Raw genomic sequence first — 13,408 nt, 5'->3', positions numbered from 1 at the left:
ATGTAGAAAATAAACGTGGTAGACAAGCCTCCTTTGCTCCACTTGACGTGAAGGAAGCTTGATACTATCTATATATTGAAAACGCTGTTATTCAACATTGTTCAAAAGAACAATAGTTATTACTGGAGGTACATCATGAACAGTTCAATTGAAAATAAACCGGTGGTAAACTTAAGCAAAACCGTTCCGGTCGTATTACTTTTAATGATTTTTTCACTCGTTATCGATAACTCTTTTAAAATTATTTCTCCAGATTTAGTAAAATATTTTGGCGTTTCAGCAAGTACTGTCAGCTGGCAAGTTACGCTTGCAGGATTGGTCATTGGGATCGGTGCCGTTGTTTATTCTTCTTTATCTGATTCGATTAGTGTGCGGAATTTACTAGTAGTCGGTATTATATTAATTTGTGCGGGTTCTTTACTTGGTTATATTGTATCCGAAAATTACTGGTTACTCGTTTTTTCTAGAATCATCCAATCTGCTGGTTTAGGGGCAACGGAAACACTTTACTTAATTTTTGTCGCTAAATACGCAAGTGCGGCAGACCAAAAAAAATATTTAGGCTTCAGTACAAGTAGTTACCAACTAGCTACAGTTATTGGTATATTAACAGGCGGATTTGTTACTACTTATCTGCAATGGCAAAACTTGTTTTTAATTCCGTTATTAAGCTTACTATTATTGCCATTCATTCTAAAATTATTACCAAAAGAAGAAACAAAGAAAAATCATGTAGACTTCATCGGACTTATTTTAATCGCTGCAGTGTCTACTTCTATCATGTTGTATATGTCCTATTTCAATTGGGGACTTTTTATTCTCTTTGTTGCATCTGTTTGTGTGTTCTTATTCTATATTAGTAAAAAGAAAAATGCTTTTATCACCATTGAATTCTTTAAAAACAAACAATTTTTATCTGTATTATTGGTGGCATTCATCATTTATTCTACTTATGCTGCATATGCACTAAATACACTCTCATTCTTGTTAACGACTGTATATGATATCAAATTGGATTCTGTTTCGTTGATGTTCATCCCTGCATGTTTGTTAGCCGCAACAGTGGGGGCATTTTCAGGGAAAATAGGGCAATATTTAAGCAGTAAGCAATGTATTTATTTAGCCATGAGTTTAATCACGATTAGTATATTAATGGGTGCCATCTTTGTAGATTCATCTATTACCGTTTTTGTTATATCTCTTATTTTGTTTTCATGTAGCTTTGCCTTGCTATACGCGCCATTAATCGATACAAGTATTAAAAAAGTTTCAGTCGAAAAATCAGGTACAGCATTAGGATTCTATAATTTATGTATCAATATCGCGATGTCAGCAGGTTTCACCTATTCAGCCTTTTTAATTGATAAGAAAGACTTACAATTTGGCTTTTTAAGTTTTACGACAGATAATGCAACAGCATTGAATTATAGTTCGATTATCCTCATTATTGGAGCAATTGCTCTAGCATCTATCATCTTATTTTGGGTTTTAGTTGGTCGTAAATCAGACAATAAAATTCTAGATCAAGGGAAGCGAGCAGCTTGAAAAAATTCAAACGAATACACTTAATTGTCATGGATTCCGTAGGGATTGGCGAAGGAAAAGATGCGGCTCAATTTAATGATGTCGGCTCTCATACGCTCCTCCACATTGCAGAGCATATGAATGGATTGAATGTGCCTAACCTAGCAAAATTAGGACTATCAAATATTGAAGAAATCTTGGGTGTGCCAAAAGCGGATAAACCGCTTGCCTATTTTACGAAATTACAAGAAAAATCAGTTGGCAAAGATACGATGACAGGCCATTGGGAACTCATGGGCTTGAATATTGATAAACCATTTAATGTCTACCCAAATGGATTCCCAGAAGTATTAATCAATCAGATTGAAGAAATAACTGGTCGTAAAGTTGTAGCAAATAAACCTGCAAGCGGGACAGAGATTATTGATGAATATGGGGAGCATCAAATGAAAACGGGCGATTTAATCGTCTACACATCAGCTGACCCAGTTCTTCAAATTGCAGCTCATGAAGAGATTATACCATTAGAAGAATTATATGATATTTGTGAAAAGGTTCGAGAAATCACAAAAGACCCTGCTTATTTAATTGGCCGCATTATCGCAAGACCCTATGTGGGCGAACCTGGGAACTTTACTAGAACCTCTAATCGTCATGACTATGCATTAAAACCATTTGGAAAAACCGTTATGAATAGCCTGAAAGATGGCGGCTTAGACGTGATTGCCATTGGAAAAATTAATGATATTTTTGATGGCGAAGGGGTGACAGAATCCATTCGGACGAAAGACAATATGGATGGGATGGACAAATTGCTCGACGTCATCAAGAAAGATTTTACAGGGATGAGTTTCTTGAATTTAGTCGATTTTGATGCGCTATATGGCCATCGCCGTGATCCAGAGGGCTATGGAAAAGCATTAGAAGAATTTGACCAACGTTTAGATGAAGTATTGGATTCACTCCAAGAGGATGATTTATTAATCATAACGGCTGACCATGGTAATGATCCAACATTTGCTGGTACAGACCATACGCGTGAATATATTCCTGTATTGGCCTATTCGAAACAATTAAAGGACTCTGGCAACTTACCTGAAAATGATACATTTGCTGATATTGGGGCAACAATCGCCGATAATTTCGATGTGAATATGCCGGAATATGGTGATTCATTCTTACCATTCCTAAAATAATATGTTACGATAATGAAAACCCCCAAAAATGTTTTTTTGGGGGTTTTGTTAAATTTTTCTGAAAAGGAAGCGGACTGAATGAATACAAGTAAACTTGCGCAATTGAAAAGACCGCTCTATATAAATGTTTATGACGAGCTCCTTCTCCAAATTAAGAACGGAGTATTCCCTGTAGACACTAGGCTTCCATCAGAACCAGATTTAGCAAGCAGACTGGGGATTAGCCGGGCAACTTTACGACAAGCGCTGGCACTGTTGCAGGATGATGGAATTGTAAGAAATATACGCGGAAAAGGAAATTTCGTGGTTAATTCAGTTAGCAAACATGATGAAGTTCATTTAGAAAAGTTAACCAATCCTATGCATAAGTGTCATGTTAGCACCTTTGACCGAATCGATACACATTATCGAATCGATGAGGATACGGAATATACGAAACAAATTTTAAAGAGAGATTCGTCTAAAGTGACTGCGTTTGAACGATTATATCGAAAAGACAATGAGGTGTTAGCATATGCGTTTACGTTTATGTCAATAGAAACAGTAGAAAGTTTATCCTTGGACTTAAATAATGAGGAGGAGCTGCTGAATTTTCTAGAGAATCAAGTGTATGCGAATGCTAACCATGGTGAAATGGAAATAAAATATACTCACACCGTTAATTTAGCCGATAAGAATGAAAAATTAATCGGCCAAAATGAGTGCTTTTTACTATTAGAAAGTCTTTATGATCATCAGGATTCTCCTATCATGCATAATAAATTTTATATCCCCCAACAGTTCTCGAATATAAAATTAAATATATACAAATAGGGGCCAGGGGGACCAGGGGGACGGTTCTGGTGGCTTTTTTGTTGGTGATACTAGAATAATTGAGGTGAACATGCCTAGTAAGTGTCATTAATGTGTGTGAATGAAACTAGAATATAGGAAGTATGGTTTCATAATAGTGAGTAGTACTTATACCTCTTCGGGTTTGCGAAAGATAAGATAATTAACCTAGAAGCAGTCAATTTAAAATGTGGACGGAGATATTTGGGTTATTTCTAACCATAAAATTGGGCCATGAGAACCGTCCCTTTGGCTGCCTATCTTGGCTCATGAGCGGAGGGAGTTTAATGAAAATAGTAACCAAATTTCCAAAAGGCAACCCTGGTTTATATTCGGACCTAATTAAAAGTGGATGGGTTCCACTGAAAGAGCCCAAGAATTTAATAAGTGCAATTTTGTTATCGATTCCTTTAATGATTGTTGCAGCAATTATCTCAATTGGGATAATAAATATCTTTTCCTCGTTTTCTTTTGGCGAGTTTGGATTGACTTCAGATTCGATATCAATAAACATTAACTTGGGCATTATTTTTTGGCTGTTCTTACTATTAATCCTTCACGAATTACTCCATTTGATTTTCATTCCTAATTTTATTCAATCAGAAAAAACCTATACAGGTCTTACTTTTTTCGGGGGTTTTGTCATAACAGAGGAGGAGATTTCAAAATCTAGATATCTCTTCATCACCATTGCTCCTTTCATGATTCTTTCAATTATAATGCCATTCCTATTAGGGGGATTAGGGCTGTTAACACCGACATTAAAATTTTTGATCATTCTAAATTCAATGGCATCATCCGTTGATATCCTTAACCTCCTTCTTATCATTAAACAGGTACCGAAACATGCAATTCTAAAAAATAATGGAACAAATACTTATTGGAAACACAGATCAATGTAAGAAAACTATAGATTGATAGTTTCCTAATTTTTAGTGAGTTTTTCTACATACCTTTATAGAGTCTTTCCCCTCAATGGAGCAATTGCTGCTAAAGATTAAAAGCCTAATTTTTCGATAAATACTCGAAGAATAGGTTTTTTTATTTTTTAATTTTCCAACAAATTCCTGGAAGTGTTGGGTATACAACATAACAGTATAATTATTGGTATTTTTAAATTTCAGTATGTTCTACTATTTATTTGTAAGGAGTTATGTAAGGTATACAAATTGGATTTTTAGGGAGGAATACAAATGGTTAAAATCGGTATTATTACAGGAAGCACTCGCGATTCCCGAGTAAATTTAAATGTAGCAGAATGGGTAAAATCCATTGCTGATCAACGCACTGATGCAGAATATGAGTTGGTAGATATTAAAGATTACAATCTTCCAAGATTCAATGAGTCTATCCCGCCGATTATGTCAGGCGGCAATTATCAAACACCCGAAGCAAAGCCTTGGTCAGAAAAAATTAACGAATTTGATGGCTTTGTATTTGTTTCACCAGAATATAACAAATCGGTTACATCTGGTTTAAAAGATGCCATTGATTATCTATATGTTGAATGGAACCATAAAGCTGCTGGGATTGTAAGTTATGGTTCTACCCTTGGTGTTACCGTAACAAATGAGTTGCGTTTAATTTTAAGCGTTCCAAAAGTGGCAGTAGTAGGGCAAAGCGTAAATATGAGTCTTTTTACAGATTTCCAAGATATGACGAAGTTCAATCCAGCACCTCACCATGAAGGAGCTTTAAACACAATGTTGGATGAAGTGGTTGCTTGGTCTAATGCCCTGAAAACAGTTAGAGGTTAAAAGGCAGAATTTATTAAAATAACAAAAAGGAAAGAGTGGGCCATAGGGACGGTTCTCATGGTTTTTAATTGAGGTTATTTTGAGTTATGGTTAGAATTCTAAAAGTGTATAAATGAAACTCGAATCAGACAGGTTAATTCAATATTAGTGCTCGATTTTACTACACCTCTTAGAAGTTCGACGAAAAGGTTTAGTAGCTATGGCAGCAGTCAGGGGAGGCCAGGGGAACCGTCCCCCTGGCTGTGGCTGGTATTTTTAGAAATAATAAATGTAAATGAAGTAATTTGTAAAATAGTGTATGATAGTGTTGATACAAATGTTTTTCCTTTTTCTTCGCTGAAGATCCCCACGCGTGTTTATCCAACCATGAGAAGATTTCCTTGAACTTTTTTATTCCATTTTAGTCTTATTTATATAATCATGTATTTGTGCCTTATCTAGCTTCTTTATACTATTTGAACAAGCAATGGTAATTAGCGGTGGCACTAAAAGTAGGCTCTGGATGCGAATACTGGCCGATGTGTTTCAGGTAAGAATTATCACTCAATCCAATACGGGTGGGCCATCGCTGGGAGCAGCCATTTTAACGGCTGATCCCAGCGATGAAGCTTACCCATATTTACAGATAGCATGTGAGCAGTTGGACATTTCAAATCATATATATATATGCCAATTGAACAACATGCCATCATTTACTAGAAGATGTTCCCTGTTTTTCAAAAAATATATTCTTCTTTAAGAGGTGTATTTGAAGATATTTATTTGGTTGAAGATAGCTTATTACGTTAGGAGCAGCTGTTTATGAACACTAACTTTGATGAGGTTGTTGACCGTCTGCATACGAATTCTGCTAAATGGGACGGGATACCGGACGAATATGGTAAAAATGTAATTGCTTTATCTGTTGCGGATATGGATTTACGCGCACCGCAGGTCCTCGTTGATAAAATGACCGAAGTTGCTCAGCATGGGATTTATGGCTATACGGAACTTTTCCCACCATATTATGCAGCAGTTCAAAGTTGGTTTCAGAGGATGTATGACTGGAAAATTGATCGAGAATGGATTGTCTTTTGTCCGAGGATTGTACAAGCGGTATCCCTGATCATACAGCATTTTATCGACGAAGGAGACAAGGTTCTCGTCCATACCCCGTCCTATATGCCGATTACAAATGCGATAAAGGTGAATAGACGGAAATTGGTTGAAAGCCCGCTTTTATTAAAAAATGGCCGATATGAAATCGATTTCGAGGATACAGAAGCGAAGATGAGAACGGGGGTGAAAATCCTCTTACTGTGCTCACCACACAATCCAACCGGCAGGGTTTGGACAAAGGAAGAACTATGGCACATAGGAGAATTATGTTTAAAATATAATGTTCTTTTGATTTCCGATGATATCCATGCAGATTTTATCCATGGCAAGCATCGCCATACTTTTGTAGGGAGTCTCTCAGAACAGCTAGCACAGCAATCAATCATTTGTACTTCTCCGGGTAAAACCTTTAATCTAGCAAGCTTAGAAATTGCGAATATCATTATTCCTAATGAAAAATATCGTTCCAAATTTAAAGAATCTATGATTCAAGCAGGTATTCATAATCCAACCTTTTTTGCTGTACCTGCTTTAGAGACCGCTTATACATCCTGTGATGACTGGCTCATAGGTGTAAAGGACTATATTAGTGACAATGTATCTTTTACAAAGGAATTTTGCCGAGAACATTTACCGAAGATCAAATTAATCGACCCTGAAGGCACTTATTTAATATGGATGGACTGTAGAGACTGGAGTATGAATGAAGCTGATTTAAAGCAATGGATTTTAGAGGAAGCGAAGGTAAATGTAAGCTTTGGCTCTTCGTTTGGCAAGAAATACGAAGGCTTTATCCGCCTGAATCTGGGAACACCACGAGCCCTCTTACACGAAGGATTAAGACGTATTGCACAAGTTTATAGAAGTACAAAAACTATAAAAATATAATTAAGGGTGAACTCGATGATGGGAACACTATTAATCTGTTTCGCTGCAATTTCATTTGCTGGGACTTATACTGTTACCGGATCCCTTGAATTAATCATTAACAAAATGATGAGTTTTGTTAAAAAAATGGGGATGAATATAAAGCAAAAACATCCTATACTTTTAGAGTTCCTCTTCCAAAAGATGTACTAATTGAAATTGAATAATCGCTAGTATCAGGTAGAATTCTGGAAATTCCAGTGCCAAAAATTTTATAAGATTTAAGAGGAAGGCTCCCTATTTTGGAGGTACAGCATGTTGTGAAAGAGTTCAGTCCCGCTGCTTTGCTGAGGGACTGAACTCTTTTACTATTATTTAATTATTACACCTATCGGCAACTTTTTCATATAATGTTGAATTCTATCTGTATATTCGAAACAGTTATAATAATACCGTGAATATTAAAATGTTACTATGCCAATTTGAACTAGCCTCCCTTAAAATAGAGATTGTAATCGCTTACTATATTCAAAAAGGGGGATAATAAATGCTAAAACATGTTAAGCAAATGGGAGTATTAAGTCTAATTTTATTGTTTAGTTTTTCTTTATTAGCATGTAGTAATGAAAGCAAAAAAGTATCAGGCACGGAAAAAGAGTTGCTCACTTCTGATAGTAAGGAGCTGCCAGAGAAATTCGATAAAGAAGTTACTTTGACAACGGTAAGACATGTAGCAGGAGATGTAACCTTTAAGTCTGGTGAAAGTATTGAAGATAATGTAATGACGCGATGGGCTAAAGAGAAATTCAATATTAATATTAAATATAATTGGACAACAAGCGGTCCTCCAGATGCATTTACTACCAAAATAAGACTTGCATTATCAGCAAATGAGGAAATGCCAGACATTATTGCGTTGCGAGATGATGTCACACAAGATCTTATTGACTCAAAAAGATTTATGCCGGTAGGAGAGTTGTTTGAAAAATACGCATCCGAAACGTGGAAAAACGCGATGGGAGAAGATCCATCGGTTTGGAACGCATTCATGCGTGATGGTGAAAAATATGCGATTCCAATCCTAGACTATTCTATGAATGGAGACCCTGTCTTATTTATCCGTGAAGATTGGATGCAAAAATTAAACCTAGAAGCCCCAAAAACAATAGAGGATCTTGAAAAAATCATGGATGCATTTGTGAATCAAGACCCAGATGGTAATGGAGTTAATGACACCTTTGGATTAGCTACTGGATTTAAAAACAATTTTAATACATGGATGAGTGATTCAGGTTGGGTATTTGGTGCTTACGGAACAATGCCAAACCAGTGGAACGAAACAAGTGATGGAAAACTTGAATATGGATCTATCAATCCTGCCGTGAAAGACGGACTTGCCACAATGAATAAATGGATGGAAAAAGGATATATCCATAAAGAATCCGGCCTATGGGATGAAACGAAGGCGCAAGAATTATTTGTTTCTGGTCGTGCTGGAATCATCGCCGGGCCACATTGGATGGCAAATTGGCCGTTAAGCGACATCAAAAAGAATATAGATGGCTCACAATATAAAGCATATCCGATTCCTTCAGGACCTGATGGAAAAGCAGGAAGGCATGGTACATTTAACTATAATGGTGCGGTTCTCATTAATAAGGAGGCTGACCCTGAAAGCATTAAGGCATTTTTCCTTTATCAAAATTATCTATTTGATCACTATGCAAACCCTGAAGAAAGTAGTGAATTTGAATATGGGTTTGCAGAAGGCTATGATTACGTCTTAAAAGACGGAGTACCTACAAAGGATGTACCAGGTGGAGCTCACCCAGTAGGTAAATATTCTTTGACTTTTGATGTGGCAAGAATTCCGTCAATACAGATGAATACCCTTTATAACCTTGCAAATGGGGCTGAACCAAAAACACCATTTGAAAAGAAAGCAAAACACAATGCTGATGTTAATCCAGAAGTATATGAAGCTGCAAAAATTGTTGTGGAGCAAAAAGACATCACGATGCCAAGTATGTTCACAGGGGCACCAACTGAAACAATGAAATCACGAGGGCAAGCGCTCGATAAAATTCTTGATGAAGGCTTCAATAAAATTGTATATGGGGAACTTTCAGTCGATGAGTTTGATAAAATAGTAGAAAAGTGGAAAAAATCCGGCGGGGATGCAGTTACAGAAGAAGTGAATAAGTGGTATGAATCCGTCAAATAAATGAATGAATAATCCGGGTCACTGTTCCATATGACCCGGGTTTCACTCGTACATAACAATTCATTTCGTTAAAAGAATGATGATATGAAAGGGCTCAACTATGAAATGGCGTAAAACTCTCTTTTTCAAAGTGGTTATGATTCTATTATTGTTTGCAATTCCAATTACAACTTTTTACACATACTCGTATTATAAAGGTTTACATATTATGAAGAACGAGCTAAAAGAGCGAAATTTAAATCGCCTTTCTCTTGTTAGAAATCAAATTGACAGGAACTTTGATAATTTGTCAATCCTTTTATTATCTTTGAGCGGGCATTCAAGTGTTCAAGAACTCAGAAATATAGAGCTTTACAATAATTATCAGCAATTTAGGGTGAAATCCGAATTGAATGATCAATTATCATTGCTTAAGGGAATCAGTTCTTGGAAGGCAGATTTTGCGGTGTATGTACCTAACAATGGGATTACGTTAAAAACATATGGAGATGACAAAAAAGATGTAATGGTTGCAAGTGAATGGGAGGTAAGAACAGATCCTGCAACTGGCTCATCTTATTATATCAAACATATTGTACAGCCGCTTAATAGCATTATTAACCACAAAACGCCAGATATTATTATTGAAGTAAAAACTCCCGTAAAAAATATAGAGAACTATTTAGCGCAGTTAAAACTAAATCAATATAATGATCCATTTATGTACAAAATTGATAGTCAATCCATTTTGTCTTCTTCTAAAAACAAAGACAAAATGACAGAAATGATTAAGGGGATTCCTATTAGTAACCATTTAAATAAGGGGAATGTGATCGTTAATTATAACGATAAGCAATATTTAATAAGTTATATGAAATTAGAAAATCTAGACTGGATGATTGTAGATTATATGCTCGTTCAAGATGTTTTTGCTTCTTTGGCCAATACAAGAAATATGTTTTATACGTTTGTTGCTATTATGCTGCTATTAAGCTTGCTAACCGCCTATTTATTATATCGGAATATTCAATTTCCAATAAAAAATTTAATCAAAGGAATTCAATATATTAAGAGTGGAAACTACTCGGTTAAAATTCAACCGAATAAAATACAGGAATTTGAGTTTGTGATTTCTAGTTTTAATGAAATGACTCAACAATTAAAAACGTTAATCGAAGAAGTCTACCAAGAAAAAATACGATATCAAGAAATTCATTTAAAGCAACTACAATTTCAAATTAACCCTCATTTTTTGCATAACTGTTTGTTTATTATTAAGAATATGGCAAAGTTGAAACAAACCGAAGCAATAGAAGCGATGTCTTTGCATCTAGGAAACTACTATAGGTATATGACAAATATAGATCATAAGGAAGTAACGATTGGCGAAGAACTAGAGTTTATTCGAAATTATTTAGATATACACAAAATTAGATCACAAAGATTTACTTATGAAATGAATGTTTCCGATGAAATTCTTAATCTTTTGATTCCTAGGCTTCTTATACAGCCTTTAGTAGAAAATGCGTTAGAGCATGGTGTGAGAATAGGCAACGAGGGAATCATTCAAATTTCTGGAAGCAAGATTAATGGAAAGAACATTCTGATCATTGAAGACAATGGCAAGGGATTAACGGAAAAAGAAATAATAGAGTTAGAAAAACAAATTCAATTACCGGTGAGTAGTGAGGATGGACATGGTGTTTGGAATGTCCAACAGCGTTTGGCATTTCACTTCGGAGAAGGGGCAAGACTTAATTTCAGCACATCTTCTTTGGGTGGACTAAAAGTAGAAATGCGTTGGAAGTGAGGTAATTCTATGTTTAATTTGTTAATTGTGGACGATGAACCGTGGATTGTAGAAGGGTTGGCAAGTCTGGACTGGGGAAAATTAAATATACAAAACGTATATAAGGAAACTTCCGGTCAAAAGGCGCTACAAGTGATGAAGGAGAATCAGATTGATATTGTTATCACGGATATTCGAATGCCTGATATGACAGGTATTGAATTGATTGCATCTGCAAGTAAAGGAAGAGTGAGGAAATATATTATTCTTTCTGGTTATGCTGAATTTGAATATGCCAAGCAAGCTATACAGCTTTCTGTCTGTGATTACCTGCTTAAGCCTGTTCCTGATGAAGAAATTATGGAAGCGGTATCTAAAGCTATCCATTCAATTCAAAACGATCAGCGTTCCTTTGAGGAATTGATGAAAAGCATGTCGCTTATCGGAGATGGTCCCTTCTTATCGACTTTAGACTTTTTATATGAAAAACCTCAATTGATTGAGTTAATGGAGTACGGAAATTGGGATGTTGCTGAAAAAAAGATAAGAGATATTTTTACACAGCTGGGAGAGAATGTACATTATTCTCATGAATTCACCCTTCAAGTATATTTTATGATTTGTAATACATTTACGTACTTTACTCATAAACATGGATATTTACTAACAGACATAATCAGAAGTGAATTTCATTCAATGTACCAAAGGGGTTCCAAACATTCAATACAGGAATTACAAGAAATAACTTTAGCCACTTTTCTAAAAATAAAAACAAACATTAACAAAGAGAAAGATACCAACCACTTTACAGTAATTGAACAAGTCAATCATTATATTGACAGTCATCTACATAAAGATATTTTCTTGCAGGAAGTGGCCAATCATGTTTATTTACACCCTACCTATCTATCAAAACTTTATAGAGAAAAAACCGGGAAAACATTTAGCGATTGTGTTTATTCGCGAAAAATGGAAAAAGCGGCAGCGCACCTTAAGGAGTCTAATGAAAAAATATATAAGATAGCCGAAGGGGTTGGCTACAAAGATTCTTCTTATTTTATAAAAAAATTCAAAGATTATCATGGGGTTACACCCCAAGAGTATCGCTTCCATACGTATCCCAACATACGTTAGGCTGATAGAACAAAATTAATCTAGGGCGGGTGAAGAGATGTGAATGTACAGATTAATAAAAATGAAACGACTTCTATTCATGTGAAGAAGAAAGTTACAGTCAAAAAACAAAAATGGAACCTAAAACGAAATTGGCCTTTACATATGTTTATGCTACCTGCGGTATTATTGGCGCTTGTCTTTAATTATGCTCCTCTACCCGGGGTGGTAATGGCCTTTATGGATTTTAAACCATATCTAGGTTTTTCTGAATCGTCATGGGTTGGGTTGGAGCACTTCAGGAGAATGATACAATTTGATGATGTAAGACAAGTGATTTGGAATACGTTGATTATTTCCTTTTTAAAAATACTATTTAATCTGGTTATTCCGATTATATTTGCCATTTTACTAAATGAAGCACGTCGATCATTATTCAAGAGGACCATTCAAACCCTCGTTTATTTGCCTAACTTTTTATCATGGGTTATTCTTGGTGGAATTTTACTAGATATGCTGTCTGTAGACGGTGGGATTGTAAATAAGTTCCTTGTGGCATTGTTTGGAATCGACCCTATCTTTTTCCTTGGTGATGGTGATTGGTTTAGATTTACTGCTGTTGTGACCGATGTTTGGAAAGAATTCGGATTTGGCGCCATTGTATTCCTGGCTGCGCTAGCTGGAATAAATCCAGATTTATATGAAGCTGCAACCATTGATGGGGCGAACCGTTTTCAACAAGTACTACACATTACATTACCTTCATTGATTCCTATTACCGTGGTAGTGGCGACTCTTGCATTAGGTAGTGCATTGAACGCGGGCTTTGACCAAATCTTCAACTTATATAATCCACTGGTCTATGATAAAGGCGATATAATTGATACTTTTGTATATCGCGAAGGCCTACTAGGGGGGCAATTCAGTTTTGCCACGGCTGTTGGATTATTTAAATCGGTGATTGGAATGATTTTAATTATCACAGGTTATAAACTTGCCCATAAGTATGCTGGATATCGTATTTTCTAAT

10 protein-coding genes are annotated in these 13,408 nt (G+C 35.7%); all 10 read left to right on the top strand.

The genetic code is table 11. The features are described 5' to 3' along the window. Positions 1 to 135: 135 nt before the first annotated feature. The 10 genes from V7108_RS20325 (at position 136) to V7108_RS20280 (ending at position 13,407) form a co-directional block, all read left to right on the top strand. A complete protein-coding gene (locus tag V7108_RS20325) occupies positions 136 to 1,545 on the top strand; it encodes an MFS transporter (RefSeq protein WP_335569244.1) in 1,410 nt (469 codons plus the stop codon). Then, positions 1,542 to 2,720, top strand: coding sequence for a phosphopentomutase (deoB, locus tag V7108_RS20320; protein ID WP_335569243.1), 1,179 nt, complete (start codon positions 1,542 to 1,544; stop codon positions 2,718 to 2,720). The genes V7108_RS20325 and deoB overlap by 4 nt, the downstream gene beginning before the upstream one ends. A 78-nt stretch (positions 2,721 to 2,798) precedes the next feature. After that, positions 2,799 to 3,533 (top strand): GntR family transcriptional regulator, encoded by a 735-nt coding sequence (locus tag V7108_RS20315; protein WP_335569242.1) that lies wholly within the window; start codon positions 2,799 to 2,801, stop codon positions 3,531 to 3,533. Positions 3,534 to 3,838: 305 nt separating this feature from the next. Then, positions 3,839 to 4,453 carry a DUF3267 domain-containing protein gene (locus tag V7108_RS20310; protein ID WP_335569241.1) on the top strand — a complete coding sequence of 205 codons (615 nt, stop codon included), beginning with the start codon at positions 3,839 to 3,841 and terminating at the stop codon, positions 4,451 to 4,453. Between the two features lie 291 nt (positions 4,454 to 4,744). After that, positions 4,745 to 5,308, top strand: coding sequence for an NADPH-dependent FMN reductase (locus tag V7108_RS20305; protein ID WP_335569240.1), 564 nt, complete (start codon positions 4,745 to 4,747; stop codon positions 5,306 to 5,308). An 801-nt stretch (positions 5,309 to 6,109) separates the two neighbouring features. Continuing rightward, entirely contained in the window at positions 6,110 to 7,294 is a 1,185-nt protein-coding gene (locus V7108_RS20300; protein WP_335569239.1) for a MalY/PatB family protein, read from the top strand. A 526-nt stretch (positions 7,295 to 7,820) separates the two neighbouring features. Beyond that, the gene (locus tag V7108_RS20295; RefSeq protein ID WP_335569238.1) at positions 7,821 to 9,497 is read left to right on the top strand and encodes an extracellular solute-binding protein; all 1,677 of its coding nucleotides are present in this window, start codon (positions 7,821 to 7,823) and stop codon (positions 9,495 to 9,497) included. A 100-nt stretch (positions 9,498 to 9,597) separates the two neighbouring features. Continuing rightward, positions 9,598 to 11,286: a sensor histidine kinase gene (locus tag V7108_RS20290; protein WP_335569237.1), complete on the top strand. Its 1,689-nt coding sequence runs from the start codon at positions 9,598 to 9,600 to the stop codon at positions 11,284 to 11,286. Between the two features lie 9 nt (positions 11,287 to 11,295). Beyond that, on the top strand, positions 11,296 to 12,399 hold the full coding sequence (locus tag V7108_RS20285; RefSeq protein ID WP_335569236.1) for a response regulator transcription factor: 1,104 nt from the start codon (positions 11,296 to 11,298) through the stop codon (positions 12,397 to 12,399). Between the two features lie 75 nt (positions 12,400 to 12,474). Beyond that, positions 12,475 to 13,407 (top strand): ABC transporter permease, encoded by a 933-nt coding sequence (locus V7108_RS20280; RefSeq protein ID WP_335569301.1) that lies wholly within the window; start codon positions 12,475 to 12,477, stop codon positions 13,405 to 13,407. The last annotated feature ends 1 nt before the right edge of the window (position 13,408 follow it).

This window comes from Neobacillus vireti, assembly GCF_036962345.1.
Classification (GTDB): domain Bacteria; phylum Bacillota; class Bacilli; order Bacillales; family Cytobacillaceae; genus Neobacillus; species Neobacillus vireti_A.
This window is presented reverse-complemented; position numbering and strand designations above follow the sequence as displayed.

Bases quoted from the DNA above. Each gene is read 5' to 3' on its own strand.
- V7108_RS20300 (WP_335569239.1), top strand. From the start codon at position 6,110: ATGAACACTAACTTTGATGAGGTTGTTGACCGTCTGCATACGAATTCT.
- V7108_RS20290 (WP_335569237.1), top strand. From the start codon at position 9,598: ATGAAATGGCGTAAAACTCTCTTTTTCAAAGTGGTTATGATTCTATTA.
- V7108_RS20305 (WP_335569240.1), top strand. From the start codon at position 4,745: ATGGTTAAAATCGGTATTATTACAGGAAGCACTCGCGATTCCCGAGTA.
- V7108_RS20295 (WP_335569238.1), top strand. From the start codon at position 7,821: ATGCTAAAACATGTTAAGCAAATGGGAGTATTAAGTCTAATTTTATTG.
- V7108_RS20310 (WP_335569241.1), top strand. From the start codon at position 3,839: ATGAAAATAGTAACCAAATTTCCAAAAGGCAACCCTGGTTTATATTCG.
- V7108_RS20325 (WP_335569244.1), top strand. From the start codon at position 136: ATGAACAGTTCAATTGAAAATAAACCGGTGGTAAACTTAAGCAAAACC.
- V7108_RS20315 (WP_335569242.1), top strand. From the start codon at position 2,799: ATGAATACAAGTAAACTTGCGCAATTGAAAAGACCGCTCTATATAAAT.
- V7108_RS20285 (WP_335569236.1), top strand. From the start codon at position 11,296: ATGTTTAATTTGTTAATTGTGGACGATGAACCGTGGATTGTAGAAGGG.